The following is a 14,855-nucleotide window of genomic DNA, read 5'->3' as shown; positions in this document are numbered from 1 at the left end:
CTGATATAGTTGCTGCAATCGGAATTTGAGTGACAAGAGCCGTGAACGTACAACAGCCACCCGCACCGCCCAATGAAATGGCCGCAAACGCGCAAAACGCGGCGTCCTTTCTCAAGACGCTGGCCCACGAAGGCCGCCTGATGATCCTGTGCCACCTCGGCTCGGGTGAAAAGTCCGTGGGCGAATTGGAAGAGCTGCTTGGCATCCGTCAGGCCGCCGTCAGCCAGATGCTGGCCCGCCTGCGCGAAGAAGGGCTGGTGCAGACCCGGCGCGACGGCAAGACGATCTACTATTCCCTGGCCAACGAAAACACGAGCCGGGTGATCGGCCTGCTGTATGAAATGTTCTGTGCGGGGGACGATGGCGCCTGCGCCTGAAACCACCTTTACCGGCCCCGAGCTGTGCCGCCTGACCGCCCGGCAGGCCATCGCCGCGCTCAAGGCGGGCGATGTCACACCCGCCGAGTTGATCGAGGCCAGCCTGACCCGCATCGCGCAGACCAGCCCGGCGATCAACGCCATGGTCGCCACCTGCGCCGAACGCGCCCATGAGGCCGCCAAGACCGCCGACCCCAGCAGCCTGCTTGCGGGCCTGCCCATCGGCATCAAGGACCTGACCCCGGTCAAAGGCGTGCGCACCACATGGGGCACCCCGGCGCTGGCGGATTTCATCCCCGACGCCTCGGACCCGCTGGTGCTGCGGCTCGAATCGCGTGGCGGTGTGGTGATCGGCAAGACGAACACACCCGAAATGGGCGCGGGCGCGAACACCTTCAACCCGGTCTATGGCCCCACGCTGAACCCCTGGAACACGGCGATGAACGCGGGCGGATCGTCTGGCGGTGCGGCGGTGGGGCTGGCGACCGGGGAAACCTGGCTCAGCCACGGCTCTGACCTTGGCGGCAGCCTGCGCACCCCGGCCAGCTTTTGCGGCATCGTCGGCCTGCGCCCCTCGCCCGGCGTGGCCCTTGGCGGCGGGCCGGACAGTTTCGACCCCATGCCCGTTCAGGGACCGATGGCCCGCAACGTCGCGGACTGCGCGCTGTTCCTTGACGCCATGGCGGGCTACGACCCGGTCTCGGCCCTGTCCTACCCGGCCCCGGCGCAAAGCTATCTGGATGCCTGCCTTGCCCCGTCCGGCGCGATCCGCATCGGCTTTTCCGCCGACCTCGGCGGGTTGGCCCCGGTGACCCCGGAAATGGAGCGTATCCTGCGCGCTGGCCTTGCCGCCCTTAGCGGCGAAGGTGTCACGCTGCAGGACTGCAGGCCGCCCCTGAAAGGCGCCGACACCTGTTTTCGCACCTTGCGCGCGCTGGGTTTCTGGGCGCAGGCCCGCAAGACCCCGGATCGGATCACCCGCCAATACAAACCGACGCTGCAACAAAACATCGCCGATGGCCGCGCCCTGACCACCGAAGACGTGGCCGAGGCGATCACCACCCGCACCCGCATCTACCACGACATGCGCGGTTTCCTTTCGGGCTTTGACGTGCTCGCCTGCCCGGTCAGCGGCTTGCCGCCCCTGCCGCAGTCGGTCGAATACCCGACCGAGGTCGCCGGCGTGCCCTGCCGCGATTATCTGGATTGGTTGGTTTTTGCCTATCCCGCAACGCTTTGCGGTCTACCCGCCCTGTCGTTGCCGCTGGGCTTTACCGACACCGGTCTGCCCGTCGGCATCCAGTTGATCGGCCAACCAAGGGGCGAGGCGCGTCTGCTGCAAGTCGCCCGTGTCTTGGAAGAGCGGATCGGCTTTGCCCAAAGGCCCATTGATCCGATTCCGGGCTGATTTCAGACCCTGTGATAGGGACTTCCCGCCAGAATGCTGGCCGCGCGGTACAGCTGCTCGCTCAGCATCACCCGCACCAGCATATGCGGCCAGACCATCTGCCCAAAGGACAGCGCCATGTCCGCCTCGGCGCGCAGGCCCGGGTCGATCCCGTCCGCTCCGCCGATAACAAAGGCCAGATCACCCGCCCCATCGTCGCGCACCTGTGCCATCCAGTCCGCGAACTGCGGCGATGTCATCAGCTTGCCGCGTTCGTCCAGACAGCACAGCTTGGCCCCCGCCGGGATCGCCCGGCGCAGCAGGTCAGCCTCGGCCGCCATGCCGCCGCCCTTGCGGTCGTCGACCTCGTGTACCGTCACCGGGCCAAGGCTCAGCGCCCGCCCGGTCCGGTCGAATCGTTTGATGTAATCGTCGATCAGCGTGCGTTCAGGCCCCGCCCGCAGGCGGCCCACCACGCATAGATGGAGGCGCACCTAGTCGCCCTTGGGCGCCATCCCCTGGGACATCGGCACCCACATCTTTTCCAGCTGGTAGAACTCGCGCACTTCCGGACGGAAGACATGGACAACCACGTCACCGCTGTCGATCAGCACCCAGTCGCCGGTTTCCTTGCCTTCGATCTTGGCATAGACGCCGCAGTCGGATTTCAGCACTTCCACCAGTTTTTCAGCCAGGGCCGAGACCTGACGGGACGAGCGCCCCGAACAGATCACCATGTGATCGCAGACAGACGTCTTGCCGCGCAGATCAATCTGCACGATGTCTTCGGCCTTGTTTTCATTAAGACTTTCAATAACGGCGGCCAGAATCTGATCGCTGGTCGCGTTGATCCGGGATGCGTCCGTCATCGGGGCTCCGGTATTTGCGGCATCGACCGCACCTGCATTCGGTGTCAGGACAGTGTCCTCCTTGACAATTCGCGCCGCATCAACGGCCCCGACGCCGGGCCACGTGTCAAAGATAACACCCCGGACGCCATTTCTCAACGTTTCGGCGCTTATGAAGCGGGTTTCGGCCAGTGACCAGCCCGGATTTGCGGCGCTGCTTCAAACGGGCGCAGGCCAGCGGACCGCCGCCTACCCGGCCGGAACCGCCCGCCGACAGGGCGCAAAATGCCCGTAAGGCGGGGCTGTGCCCCGTACTCCGCTCAGGCGCCGTAGGGCACCCAGACCGTCTTGACCTCGGTCGCGGCGTCCAGAAACGCGCGGCCCTCGCCCTCTGGCCCCATCCAGTCGCGCGCCATGCCGTGATTGACCCAGGTCCGTTTCAGGTTGCCCGCCGCGCCCTGTTCGATCACCCCGGACAGATCCGACGACGAGAATGACCAGACCGCCTCGACATCCGCATGCGCCGCCAGCGTCGGGGCCAGTTCCGCGTGCGATCCGGTCACGATGTTGACCACGCCCCCCGGTACGTCCGAGGTGTCCAGCACCTGATAGAAATCCGTCGCCACCAGCGGAAACGGCTCGGACGCCACCAGCACCACACGGTTGCCCATGGCAATCGCCGGGGCCATGACCGACACCAGCCCCAGCAACGGCAGATCATCGGCGCAGAACGCCCCGATCACGCCGCAGGCCTCGCGCATCGCCAGGGCCACGCCGCGCATCGGTACGCTGCGCACATCGCCGTCGAACTTGTCCGCCCAGGCGGCATAGGTGAACAGCCGATCGACCGAGGCCTCGACCTCTTTCGCGCCTGTCTTGCCGCCGGTCATCCGGTCGATCTGCGCGGCAAACTCATCGCCGCGCGCTGCCAGGTTTTCAGCGATGAAATACAGCACCTGCGCCCGCAGATGCGCTGTGGCATTGGTCCAGCCCGACGCCCCGCGCGCCGCCTCGACAGCGTTGCGGATATCCTTGCGGCTGCCGATGGGCGCCTGCCCGATCAGCTTGCCGCGCTTGTCAAAGACATTGCGGGCATAGCCGCCGTCCGGGCGCGTCTGCTTGCCGCCGATGTACAGCTTGGCCGTCCGGTCCACCGGTTGCGGCTCGCTCTCGTCCCCGGCGAACGGGACCACGGATTTGATCGGTTTGCCCTTGCCCGCGTCCTTGGTATAGGCGGCCAGCCCTTCCCAGCCGCCTTCGCGCCCAAAGCCGCTTTCGCGCACGCCGCCAAAGCCCGCCGCCGCGTCAAACATGTTGGTGCCGTTCACCCAGACCACGCCCGCCGCCAGTTTCGGTGCGACATCCAGCGCCGTGTTGATGTTCTCGGACCAGACCGAGGCCGCGAGGCCATAGCGCGTGTTGTTCGCCAGTTGCACCGCCTCATCCGGAGTGCGGAAGGTGGTCGACACCAGCACCGGGCCAAAGATTTCTTCTTGCATCAGATGCGAGGCCTGCGAGAGCCCGGAAATCAGCGTCGGCGGATAGAAACAGCCGTTCGGCAGGGCGCATTGCGCCTGATAAATCTCGCCCTCGCTGCCCGCGACCAGTTCCACGATCCGGTCGCGCTGGACCGGGTCCACGATGGCGCCGACGTCGATGCATTTGTCCAACGGATCACCAATGCGCAGCTTGTCCATGCGTGTGCGAAGGCGGTCATGGAACCTCTCTGCGATCCCCTCCTGCACCAGCAGGCGCGACCCGGCGCAGCAGACTTGCCCCTGATTGAACCAGATGGCGTCGACCAGCCCTTCGATGGTCGAATCGATATCCGCATCCTCGAACACGATGTAGGGCGACTTGCCGCCCAGTTCGAGCGTCAGCGCCTTGCCGCTGCCCGCCGTGGCGGCGCGGATCTTGCGCCCGACCTCGGTGCTGCCGGTAAAGGCGATCTTGTCGACCTGCGCCGCAACGATCATCTCGCCGACCGCGCCGTCGCCGGTGACGATGTTCACCACGCCTTTGGGCAGCCCCGCCTGACGGCAGATATCGGCGAACAACAGCGCCGTCAGCGATGTCCACTCCGCCGGTTTCAACACCACCGTGTTGCCCGTCGCCAGCGCAGGCGCGACCTTCCACGCCAGCATCAACAGCGGGAAATTCCACGGAATGATCTGCCCACACACGCCCAGCGCAGCGCGATCCGGCATTTCGCTTCCCATCAGCTGGGCCATCCCGGCGTGATAATAGAAATGCCGCTGCGCCAGGGGGATGTCTATGTCGCGCGATTCGCGGATCGGCTTGCCGTTGTCCAGCGTCTCAAGCACCGCGAACAGCCGCGAATGTTTCTGCAAAAGGCGCGCCAGGGCGTACAGATAGCGCGCGCGCCCCTTGCCGCCCAGCTTTTCCCAACCCGGCTGCGCCTTTCGCGCCGCCGCCACCGCCGCGTCCACGTCGCCTTGCGTGGCCTGCGTCAGCGTCGCCAGCACCTCGCCCGTTGCCGGATTGCGACTGTCGAACCCCGCCCCCGGCGCGGTATAACCGCCGTCGATGAAATGCCCGAACCGGCTGCCCTGATCCACCAGCCAGGCCAGCGCATCGCCTGCGCCCTCGGGCGAGGGACCATAATCCATGCTTTCGAAGATGTCCTTGACGCTCATGGCTTTGTCTCTTTCAAAAATCGCAAATCCGGGCTTATCCAGCCGCGTGCCGCCACGATGCCGAATAAGCCCCGGTGACGTGATGTTCCAACTGCCGCTCGATATCGCCCAGCAGCGACGACGCGCCAAAGCGGAACAGGTCGGGCCGCAGCCAGCGATCCCCCAGCTCTTCCTTGATCAGCGCAAGGTAGTTCAGCGAATCCTTGGCTTTGGAAATACCGCCGGCGGGTTTGTACCCCACCCGGAACCCCGTCCGCTGATGGTACTCGCGGATCGCCCGGATCATCACCAGCGACACCGGCAGCGTGGCATTCACGCTTTCCTTGCCGGTCGAGGTCTTGATGAAATCAGCCCCCGCCATCATGCACACCAGCGACGCCCGTGCCACGTTCTGCAAGGTGCCCAATTCGCCGGTGGCCAGGATCGCCTTGACATGGGCCTCGCCGCAGGCGGCGCGGAACGCCCGCATTTCATTGTACAGCCCCTGCCAATCCCCGGTCAGAACCAACCGGCGGGAAATCACGATGTCGATCTCGGCCGCGCCTGCCTTGACGCTTTCCTCTATCTCGGCCAGCCGCAGGTGAAAGGGCGACAACCCCGCCGGAAACCCGGTGGATACCGCCGCCACCGGAATGCCCGACCCGTCCAGCGCCGCCACCGCAGGCGCGATCATGTCGTGATAGACGCAGACCGCACCGACGTTCAGCCCCTCAAGGCCCAGCGCCTCCAGCAGGTCGGCGCGCACTGGCTGGCGCGCCTTGGCGCACAGCCGTGCCACGCGCCCCGGCGTGTCATCGCCCGCCAGCGTCGTCAGGTCGATGCAGGACACCGCCCGCGCCAACCACGCCGCTTGAAAATCCTTCTTGACGCTGCGCCGCCCCGGCAGCGTCGCCGCGCGCCGTTCGATGGCAGACCGATTGGCCCGGGCGTGCATCACCCAGTCCATGTCCAACTCCATCCCCGGATTGCGCGCCTCGTGCACCTGCGGAAGCTGCACGCTGCCCGTGGCTGCCTTTTCGGACGTGATCATCCTGTCCTCCCTGCGGCTGCGTCTGATCAGGGATACAGAGTGGCCCCGCGCAGACGGGATTACAAGCCGCCGCAAAACCCCGTGACCGCAGGGAACTTGCACAAATCACGAGCATTCCCCGCGCCACCCCCAATCTTACATGCGAATAATTCGCAAAAGCATTGACCTTCTGAGAATGACTCGCATATACACCCAGAGAAGGAGTCCATTCGTGAACCCGAACCGCCGCCATATTCTGACCGGGCTGCTGGCCAGCCCCCTGCTGGCCCGCCCCGCATTTGCCGCCACACCGCTGAACGTGGTGGCCACCACCGGCATGATCGCCGACGCCGCCCGCGCTGTGGGCGGTGATCTGGTCGAGGTGCGCGCCCTGATGGGCCCCGGCGTCGATCCGCACGGCTATCGCCAGACCCGGTCCGACATCGTCGCGATGACCCGCGCCGATCTGGTGCTGTGGAACGGCCTGTATCTCGAAGCCCAGCTTGAGGAATTCCTGCAGGGCCTGTCGCGCCGTGTTCCCACCCGCGCCGTGGCCGAAACCCTGCCCCCAGACCTGCGCCTGACCCACAGCCAGTACGAAGGCCGCGCCGACCCGCACGTCTGGATGGCCCCGCGCCTCTGGCGTCACGCGGTCGTAGGCACCCGCGACGCCCTGAGCGAACAGCGCCCGGACGATGCCGCGCGCTTTGCCGCCAATGCCGACGCCTATCTGGCGCAGCTGGACGCGCTGCACGTCTATGCCACCGAAACCCTTGCCAAACTCCCGCCCGAGGCGCGCGTGCTGGTCACCGCCCACGACGCCTTTGGCTATTTTGGCCGCGAATACGATTTCCAGGTCGAAGGCATTCAGGGCATCTCCACCGAATCCGAGGCAGGCCTGCAACGCATCGGCGCATTGGTCGATCTGCTGGTCGACCGTCAGATCAGCGCCGCCTTTGTCGAAAGCTCGGTCTCTGATCGCAACATCCGCGCTCTGATCGAGGGCGCCGCCGCGCGCGGCCATAGCGTTCAGATCGGGGGCGAGCTGTTCTCTGACGCCATGGGCCAGCCCGGCACCTACGAAGGCACCTATGTTGGCATGTTCGATCACAACGTGACCACCATCGCCGCCGCCCTTGGCGCCGATGTGCCCAATGGCGGCATGTCCGGCAAACTGAACGCCGGTGGCTGACATGAGTCCGCGCGACATGACCCAGGAGGCCGGACAAAGCGCCCTGTCCACCAGCCCCTTTGCCCTGCGCCACCTGACCGTCGCCTATGACGCGGACCCGGTGGTGCGCGACATCGACATGACCGTGCCACAGGCCACCATGACGGCGATCATCGGCCCCAACGGCGCCGGCAAATCGACCCTGCTCAAGGCCGCGCTTGGCCTCGTGAAACCGCTTGGCGGCCAGGCCACAGCCTGGGGCCAACCCATCGACACCCAGCGCCAGCGCATCGCCTATGTGCCCCAGCGCGCCAGCGTTGACTGGGATTTCCCGACCCGAGTGATCGACGTGGTGATGATGGGCCTCTACCATCAGCTTGGCCTGCTGCGCCGCATCCGCGCCCCGCACCGCGCGCAGGCGCAGGCCTGCCTTGAACGCGTCGGCATGCAGGACTTTGCCAGCCGCCAGATCGGCCAGCTGTCCGGCGGCCAGCAACAGCGCGTGTTTCTGGCCCGCGCCCTCGCGCAGGGCGCTGACCTCTACCTGCTCGACGAACCCTTTGCCGGGGTCGATGCCGCGACCGAGGCCGCGATCATCGCCGTCCTGAAATCCCTGCGCGACGAAGGCCGCACCGTCGTCGCCGTGCACCACGACCTGTCCACCGTGCAGGACTATTTCGACCGCGTTTTCCTGATCAACCGTGCCCGCATCGCCGAAGGCCCGGTGGAAACCGCCTTTACCCAACAGACCCTCGACGCCGCCTATGGCGGCCGCGTGCTACTGAAGGCCTGAGCATGCTGCTGGACGCCCTGACCCTGCAACTGGGCTACAACGCCGTGCTTGTGGCGCTTGGCTCAACCGCGCTTGGCATCGCGGCGGGGGTTGTCGGGGCCTTCCTCTACCTGCGCAAACGCTCGCTTGTCTCTGATGCGGTCAGCCATTCCACCCTGCCCGGCCTGGCCTTGGCTTTCCTCGTGCTCGTGGCCTTGGGCGGCGAGGGCCGTTCTCTGCCCGGATTGCTGGCCGGATCCGCCGCTTCGGCTTGGGTCGGGCTGCTGGTCGTCGGCTGGCTGACCCGCCGCACAAGACTGCGCGAAGACGCGGCCATCGGCGCGGTACTCTCGGTCTTCTTCGGCTTTGGTATCGTGCTGCTGACGGTGATCCAGACCATGACCGCCGGGCGGCAGGCGGGGCTTGACAGTTTCCTGCTGGGATCGACCGCCGGGATGCTGCGCAGCGACGCCCTGCTGATCGCCGCCGGCGGCGTGCTGGTCCTTCTGGCGGTCTGGCTGCTGCGCCGCCCGCTGCTGATCACCGCCTTCGACGAAGGCTTTGCCCAGGTGCAGGGGATCAACACCTACCGGCTTGACCTGGCCCTGATGACGCTGGTCCTTGCTGTCACCGTCGTGGGACTGAAAATCGTCGGGCTGATCCTGATCGTTGCGCTGCTGATCATCCCCGCCGCCGCTGCCCGCTTCTGGTCCGACAACGCCACCCGAGTCGTCCTGCTGTCCGGCGCCTTTGGCGGGCTGTCAGGCCACACCGGCGCCGCGCTCTCGGCCACCGCCCCCGACCTGCCCACCGGCCCGATCATCGTGCTGGTGTCCACGGCGCTGTTCACCGTCTCGCTGCTGCTCGCGCCGTCGCGCGGAGTGATCGCGGGCGCGCTGCGCCACCGCCGAAACGCCCGCCGCAGCGAAAGGGCCACGTGATGGGATATGAATTCGTCGCCCTGTCGCTTCCGCCCATGGTTATCGGCACGCTGGCCGCCATGGCCTGCGCCCTGCCGGGAAACTTCCTGCTGCTGCGCCGTCAGGCCCTGATCGGCGACGCCATCAGCCACGTGGTCCTGCCCGGCATCGTTGTGGCCTTCCTGATCACCGGCGCCGTCACCACCGCGCCGATGATGCTGGGCGCCGCCGCCGCCGCCCTGATCGCCGTCCTGCTGATCGAGGCGATCCGCCGCTTTGGCCGGGTCGAACCCGGCGCCGCCATGGGCGTGGTCTTTACCGCCATGTTCGCAGGCGGCGTGCTGCTGCTGGAACAATCCGACACTTCCTCGGTGCACCTCGATGTCGAACACGCCCTTTATGGCAACCTCGAAAGCCTGATCTGGATCGACGCGCAGGGCTGGTCCTCGCTGACCGACCCGACCGCGCTTGCGCTGCTGCCCCCCGAACTGCTGCGCATGGCCGCCACCTTTGCCGCCATCGCCCTCACCATCGCGGCCCTCTGGCGCCCGATGAAGCTGACCACCTTCGACGAAGGCTTTGCCCGCTCGCTGGGCCTGCCCACCACGCTGATCGGCCTAGGCATCGTCGCCATGGCCGCGCTGGCCGCCGTCGCCGCCTTTGATGCGGTCGGCTCGATCATCGTGATCGCCATGTTCATCTGCCCCCCCGCCGCCGCGCGCCTGATGACCAACCGACTGGAACACCAGATCGCCTGGTCCCTCGCCTTCGCCGCTGCTTCGGCCATCCTCGGCTATGTCCTCGCAGGCTACGGCCCTCTCTGGCTCGGCGCCACCGCCTCGGTCTCGGCCGCCGGAATGATCGCCACGGTGTCAGGGCTGATTCTCGGCCTTGCCGCCGTCGCCGCCCCGCATAGACGCGCCTAGCAGCTTCTTCTTGGTCCAAATACTCAAATGGCGATGACCTTGGCCAACAGCGGGACATTTTGAGTATTTTCACCAAGAAGAAGCACAAGAGACTCGAAAAGAACAAAATGCGAACATAAACTCCCCCGCATGTTCGCCGAGCTTTGCATCACCTCCAACTTCACCTTCCTCACCGGGGCCTCCCACCCCGAGGAGTACATGGAGCGCGCCGCGTTTCTGGGGCTGTCGGCCATCGCCATCGCGGACGTGAATTCGGTTGCCGGGATCGTCCGCGCCCACACCCGGGCGAAAGAGATCAAGCACCAGATCGCCGAGCGCACCCGCGCCGAGTCGTGCGATGGCCCTATCGGTCCGCCGGCGCCCAAGCACCTGCCCAAACCGCCCTCGCTTCATATCCGCAATGTCCCGCGGCTGGTCCCCGCCGCACGCCTGTGCCTGCGCGAAGGGATCGAGATCACCGCGCTTGCCGCCACCCGGTCTGGCTGGGCCACCCTTTGCCGGTTGATCTCGAAGGGGCGGCTTGGCGCCCCCAAAGGGCAATGCGACATCGGCCTTTCGGATCTGCCGCCCGACGCGTCAGGGCTCCGGCTGATCCTGCACCCGTCGCCACAAGCGCCATCGCTGCCGCCCGGCGCGGACCCGTGGCTGACGCAGGCGCAACAGCTGTCGCGCCGCTATGCCGGGGATATCCACCTTGCTCTTGCTCCGGAGTACGACGGACAGGACAGCGACCGCTTTGACCGGCTGGCCCGACTGGCGGACACCCTGGGCCTTCCCACCGTCGCGACGGCGGGGCCACGCATGCACCATGGCCGCCGCCGCCGCCTTGCCGATGTGTTGACCGCCATTCGCACCGGCCAGCGCGTCGGTGACCTTGGCCGCGCCGCGCTGGCCAATGGCGAACAGCGCCTGCGCTCCGAGGTGGAAATGCGCGGCATCCTTGGCCGACACCAGGGCGCCGTGACCCGGGCTGCCGACCTGGCGGACAGTTGCCGGTTCGATCTGTCGGAACTGCGCTACGAATACCCCTCCGAGATCGCGCAGGGGGAAACCGCGGCCCAGCGTCTTGCCCGCCTCGCCCACAAGGGCCTGCAATGGCGCTACCCCCAGGGCGCGCCCGACAAGGTCCGCGCCATGCTGGAGCACGAGCTGACCCTGATCGGCAAGCTGAACTATGAACCCTACTTTCTGACCGTCCGCGATATCGTCGCCTTTGCCCGGTCGCGCGACATCCTGTGCCAGGGCCGTGGCAGCGCCGCCAATTCGGTGGTCTGCTACGCCCTTGGCGTCACCTCGGTCAGCCCCGAAATCGGCACCATGGTCTTTGAACGCTTTGTCAGCGAGGCGCGGGACGAGCCGCCCGACATCGACGTCGATTTCGAACACGAACGCCGCGAAGAGGTGATCCAGCACATCTATGACCGCTACGGCCGCCACCGCGCGGGGCTCTGCGCCACCGTCATCCACTATCGCGGCAAACGCGCCATCCGCGAGGTCGGCCGCGCCATGGGCCTGTCCCAGGACACCATCGGCGCTCTGTCCTCGCAGCTTTGGGGGTTCTTTTCGTCCAATGGGCTCGAGGCGCAGCGCATGCGCGAGATCGGCCTTGACCCCGAGGACCATCAGCTGCGCCTGACCATGGAGATGATCCACGAAATCATCGGCTTTCCCCGCCACCTGTCGCAGCACGTCGGCGGGTTCATCATCACCGAAGGGCGGCTGGACGAACTGGTGCCCATCGAAAACGCCAGCATGGCCGAACGCACCGTCATCTGCTGGGACAAGGACGACATCGACGCGCTTGGCATCCTCAAGGTCGATGTGCTCAGCCTTGGTATGTTGACCTGCATCCGCAAGGCCTTTGACCTGATGGCGCAACACCACGGCGCGAAACACAGCCTTGCGACGCTGCCGCCCGAGGATGCGCGCGTCTACGACATGATGTGCCGCGCCGACACCATCGGCGTCTTTCAGGTCGAATCCCGCGCGCAGATGAACTTTCTGCCGCGCATGAAGCCGCGCTGTTTCTACGACCTGGTGATCGAGGTCGCCATCATCCGCCCCGGCCCCATCCAGGGCGACATGGTCCACCCCTACATCCGCCGCCGCAACGGCGAGGAACAGGTGCAATTCCCCTCGGACGAATTGGGTAAGGTCCTGGGCAAGACCCTGGGCGTGCCGCTGTTCCAGGAACAGGCCATGCAGATTGCCATCATCGGCGCCGGCTTCAGCCCCGAAGAAGCCGACCGCCTGCGTCGCAGCCTTGCCACCTTCAAGAAACACGGCAACGTGTCCGAATTCCGCGCGCGCTTTCTGAAAGGCATGGCCCGCAACGGCTATGATCAGGAATTCGCCGAACGCTGCTTTTCCCAGATCGAGGGCTTTGGCTCATACGGCTTTCCCGAAAGCCATGCCGCCAGCTTTGCCCTGCTGGTCTATGCCAGCGCCTGGATCAAGTTCCACCACCCCGGCATCTTTGCCTGCGCCCTGCTGAACGCGCAGCCCATGGGCTTTTACGCCCCGGCCCAGATCGTCCGCGACGCGCGCGAACATGGGGTAACCGTGCGCCCGGTCTGCATCAACGCCAGCCTCTGGGACAACCGGATGGAACCCGACGACGATGGCCGCCTTGCCCTGCGGCTGGGGTTCCGCCAGATCAAAGGCCTGAGCGAAGAGGACGCCAACTGGATTTGCGCCGCGCGCGGCAATGGCTATCAAACGGTCCGCGACGTCTGGCGCCGCGCCGGGCTGGGGCCGAAACTGATCACCCGGCTGGCCGAATCAGACGCCTTTGCCGCCCTTGGCCTGAACCGCCGCGCCGCCCTGTGGGAAGCAAAGGCCCTGACCAACGGCCCCGAACTGCCGCTGTTCGCCCGCGACCTGGATGGCGAAGCAATTGCCGAGGCCCCGGCGAACCTGCCCCTGATGACCCTCGGTGAAGAGGTGGTCGAAGATTACGTCGCCCTGCGCCTGTCCCTGCGCGCACACCCCGTTGCCCTGCTGCGCCACATCCTGACGCCGCAAGGGGGGGGCGGCACCGGCAAGGGGGCTCTGCCCCCGCCCCGCGCAAGCGCGTGACTCCCCCGGGATATTTCAGGCAAATGGAAACCGCAGACGCTTGCGCCTGATCTGGTGGCACGCCACCCTGCCCCAAAGGAGGACCCCATGATCGCCATCATCTTCGAAGTCATTCCCGCACAGGGCCGCAAGGACGCCTACCTGGACATCGCCGCGCAGATGCGGCCGCTTGTCCAAGAGGTCGAAGGGTTCATCAGCGTGGAGCGCTTCCAGAGCCTGACCAACCCGGACAAACTGCTGTCGATCAGCTTTTTCGAGGACGAGGCCGCCGTCGCGCGCTGGCGCAAGCTGGCCGCGCACCGCAACGCCCAGTCAAAGGGGCGCGCAGGGCTGTTTGCCGACTACAGGCTCAAGGTCTGCCATGTGCTGCGCGACTACGGACCCACCGACCGGGATCAGGCCCCCAAAGACAGCCGCGCCGAACACGGCTAACCCCTTCTTCTTGGCAAAAATACTCAAAAAATGCGACGCCCGCACAGGCGCCGCCTTTCGTTATCACGTAGGGCGGGTTTTCCCCGTCCCCCTCAGATGCCGGCTTTGATGATCGCCGCCGCCAGAATCGGCACAGTCGTCTTGTTCAGGCCCGCGATGTTCAGGCGCGAATCGCCGACCATATAGATGCCATGATCGGCGCGCAGCTTTTCCACCAACTCGGGCGTGGTGCCCAACCGCGAGAACATGCCGCGGTGCTGCGCGATAAAGCCAAAGCGATCCGACCCGGACAGGCGCTGCAATTCCGAGGCCAGCTGCTCACGCAGGCCCAGCATGGAATTGCGCACCTCTTCCAGCTCGGCCATCCAGTCGGCGCGCAGCGCCGGATCGGTCAGCACCATGGTCACCAGACGCGCACCGTGATCCGGCGGAAAGCTGAAGTTCTGACGGTTCAGGTAGTTCAGCGTGCCCTGGTTCATCTTCTGCCGCGACGCATCGTTCGACACCGCCATCAGCAGGCCGGTGCGTTCGCGGTAGATGCCGAAGTTCTTGGAACAGGACGCCGCGATCAGGACCTCGGGGCAGGACTTGGCGATCAGTCGCACCGCCTGCGCGTCTTCCTCAAGCCCGTCACCAAAGCCCTGATAGGCGATGTCGACCATCGGGGTCGCGCCCTTTTTCAGCAGCAGAGCCACCAGTTCTTTCCACTGGCCCATGTTCAGGTTGGCGCCCGTCGGATTGTGGCAGCAGCCATGCACCAGCACCACGTCGCCCGCGCGCACCTGATCAAGATCAGCCATCATGCCGTCGAAATCCACGCCGCGCGTTTCATTGTCGAAATAGCGGTACATGACCGTTTCGATCTGCATGTGCTTGAGGATCGACAGGTGGTTCGGCCAGGTCGGATCGGACACAAAGACCCGCGCCGCAGGATTGGCCATCTTGATCATGTCAAAGGCCTGGCGCACCGCACCGGTGCCGCCCGGCGTTGCCGCCGCCGCCACGTTGGCGCGCGGCACCGCGTCGCCCAGAACCAGCGCGATCATTGCGTCGCCATAGGCCGGATCACCCGCCAGCCCGGTATAGGCCTTGGTTGTCTCGACCTCCCACAGCTGCTTTTCCGCGGCCTTGATCGCCCGCATCACCGGCGTGTTGCCGGTCGCATCCTTGTAGACACCCACGCCCAGGTCGATCTTGTCCTCGCGCGGGTCTTCCTTGAAGGCCTGCATCAGCATCAGGATCTTGTCTGCGGGTTGTTCCTTGAGGGTCTCGAACATC

At 66.0% G+C, this 14,855-nt stretch carries 12 protein-coding genes and 1 pseudogene; 8 read left to right on the top strand and 5 right to left on the bottom strand.

The features are described from left to right. Positions 1-77: 77 nt before the first annotated feature. Entirely contained in the window at positions 78-377 is a 300-nt protein-coding gene (locus QF118_RS04785) for an ArsR/SmtB family transcription factor (protein ID WP_282302409.1), read from the top strand. After that, the gene (locus QF118_RS04780) at positions 361-1,785 is read left to right on the top strand and encodes an amidase (RefSeq protein ID WP_282301502.1); all 1,425 of its coding nucleotides are present in this window, start codon (positions 361-363) and stop codon (positions 1,783-1,785) included. Before QF118_RS04785 ends, QF118_RS04780 begins: the two co-directional genes overlap by 17 nt. 2 nt (positions 1,786-1,787) lie before the next feature. Here QF118_RS04780 and rlmH read toward each other — a convergent pair whose 3' ends face one another. From rlmH to deoC, 4 genes are all read right to left on the bottom strand, one after another. Then, entirely contained in the window at positions 1,788-2,258 is a 471-nt protein-coding gene (gene rlmH, locus QF118_RS04775) for a 23S rRNA (pseudouridine(1915)-N(3))-methyltransferase RlmH (protein WP_282301501.1), read from the bottom strand. After that, the gene (gene rsfS / locus QF118_RS04770; RefSeq protein WP_282301500.1) at positions 2,259-2,633 is read right to left on the bottom strand and encodes a ribosome silencing factor; all 375 of its coding nucleotides are present in this window, start codon (positions 2,631-2,633) and stop codon (positions 2,259-2,261) included. It abuts the gene before it with no gap. A 299-nt stretch (positions 2,634-2,932) separates the two neighbouring features. Continuing rightward, the gene (locus tag QF118_RS04765; RefSeq protein WP_282301499.1) at positions 2,933-5,269 is read right to left on the bottom strand and encodes an aldehyde dehydrogenase family protein; all 2,337 of its coding nucleotides are present in this window, start codon (positions 5,267-5,269) and stop codon (positions 2,933-2,935) included. 34 nt (positions 5,270-5,303) lie between these two features. Next, positions 5,304-6,299, bottom strand: a complete 996-nt coding sequence (gene deoC / locus QF118_RS04760; protein WP_282301498.1) for a deoxyribose-phosphate aldolase — start codon at positions 6,297-6,299, stop codon at positions 5,304-5,306. 175 nt (positions 6,300-6,474) lie between these two features. Here deoC and QF118_RS04755 point away from each other — a divergent pair, with 175 nt between their 5' ends. The 6 genes and pseudogenes from QF118_RS04755 (at position 6,475) to QF118_RS04730 (ending at position 13,577) form a co-directional block, all read left to right on the top strand. Further along, a complete protein-coding gene (locus QF118_RS04755) occupies positions 6,475-7,470 on the top strand; it encodes a metal ABC transporter solute-binding protein, Zn/Mn family (RefSeq protein ID WP_394357073.1) in 996 nt (331 codons plus the stop codon). Between the two features lies 1 nt (position 7,471). After that, positions 7,472-8,242 carry a metal ABC transporter ATP-binding protein gene (locus QF118_RS04750; RefSeq protein ID WP_282302407.1) on the top strand — a complete coding sequence of 257 codons (771 nt, stop codon included), beginning with the start codon at positions 7,472-7,474 and terminating at the stop codon, positions 8,240-8,242. A gap of 2 nt (positions 8,243-8,244) precedes the next feature. Then, positions 8,245-9,144 (top strand): annotated as a pseudogene (locus tag QF118_RS04745) (metal ABC transporter permease); the annotation flags it as partial. A gap of 17 nt (positions 9,145-9,161) precedes the next feature. Beyond that, positions 9,162-10,067 (top strand): metal ABC transporter permease, encoded by a 906-nt coding sequence (locus QF118_RS04740; RefSeq protein WP_282301497.1) that lies wholly within the window; start codon positions 9,162-9,164, stop codon positions 10,065-10,067. 129 nt (positions 10,068-10,196) lie between these two features. Then, a complete protein-coding gene (locus QF118_RS04735; protein ID WP_282301496.1) occupies positions 10,197-13,145 on the top strand; it encodes an error-prone DNA polymerase in 2,949 nt (982 codons plus the stop codon). A gap of 87 nt (positions 13,146-13,232) precedes the next feature. After that, positions 13,233-13,577 (top strand): antibiotic biosynthesis monooxygenase family protein, encoded by a 345-nt coding sequence (locus tag QF118_RS04730; protein WP_282301495.1) that lies wholly within the window; start codon positions 13,233-13,235, stop codon positions 13,575-13,577. 92 nt (positions 13,578-13,669) lie between these two features. Here the strand turns inward: QF118_RS04730 and QF118_RS04725 are convergent, their stop codons facing one another. Then, on the bottom strand, positions 13,670-14,854 hold the full coding sequence (locus tag QF118_RS04725) for an amino acid aminotransferase (RefSeq protein ID WP_282301494.1): 1,185 nt from the start codon (positions 14,852-14,854) through the stop codon (positions 13,670-13,672). Between the last annotated feature and the right edge of the window lies 1 nt (position 14,855).

Source organism: Tropicibacter oceani, assembly GCF_029958925.1.
Lineage (GTDB): Bacteria > Pseudomonadota > Alphaproteobacteria > Rhodobacterales > Rhodobacteraceae > Pacificoceanicola > Pacificoceanicola oceani.
The sequence above is the reverse complement of the archived record's forward strand: the minus strand, read 5'-3'. Positions and strand labels throughout refer to the sequence as shown.

Coding starts and splice junctions, on each gene's coding strand:
- QF118_RS04785 (WP_282302409.1), top strand. CDS start 78: ATGGCCGCAAACGCGCAAAACGCGGCGTCCTTTCTCAAGACGCTGGCC.
- QF118_RS04780 (WP_282301502.1), top strand. CDS start 361: ATGGCGCCTGCGCCTGAAACCACCTTTACCGGCCCCGAGCTGTGCCGC.
- rsfS (WP_282301500.1), bottom strand. CDS start 2,633: ATGACGGACGCATCCCGGATCAACGCGACCAGCGATCAGATTCTGGCC.
- QF118_RS04765 (WP_282301499.1), bottom strand. CDS start 5,269: ATGAGCGTCAAGGACATCTTCGAAAGCATGGATTATGGTCCCTCGCCC.
- deoC (WP_282301498.1), bottom strand. CDS start 6,299: ATGATCACGTCCGAAAAGGCAGCCACGGGCAGCGTGCAGCTTCCGCAG.
- QF118_RS04755 (WP_394357073.1), top strand. CDS start 6,475: ATGACTCGCATATACACCCAGAGAAGGAGTCCATTCGTGAACCCGAAC.
- QF118_RS04750 (WP_282302407.1), top strand. CDS start 7,472: ATGAGTCCGCGCGACATGACCCAGGAGGCCGGACAAAGCGCCCTGTCC.
- QF118_RS04740 (WP_282301497.1), top strand. CDS start 9,162: ATGGGATATGAATTCGTCGCCCTGTCGCTTCCGCCCATGGTTATCGGC.
- QF118_RS04735 (WP_282301496.1), top strand. CDS start 10,197: ATGTTCGCCGAGCTTTGCATCACCTCCAACTTCACCTTCCTCACCGGG.
- QF118_RS04730 (WP_282301495.1), top strand. CDS start 13,233: ATGATCGCCATCATCTTCGAAGTCATTCCCGCACAGGGCCGCAAGGAC.
- QF118_RS04725 (WP_282301494.1), bottom strand. CDS start 14,854: ATGTTCGAGACCCTCAAGGAACAACCCGCAGACAAGATCCTGATGCTG.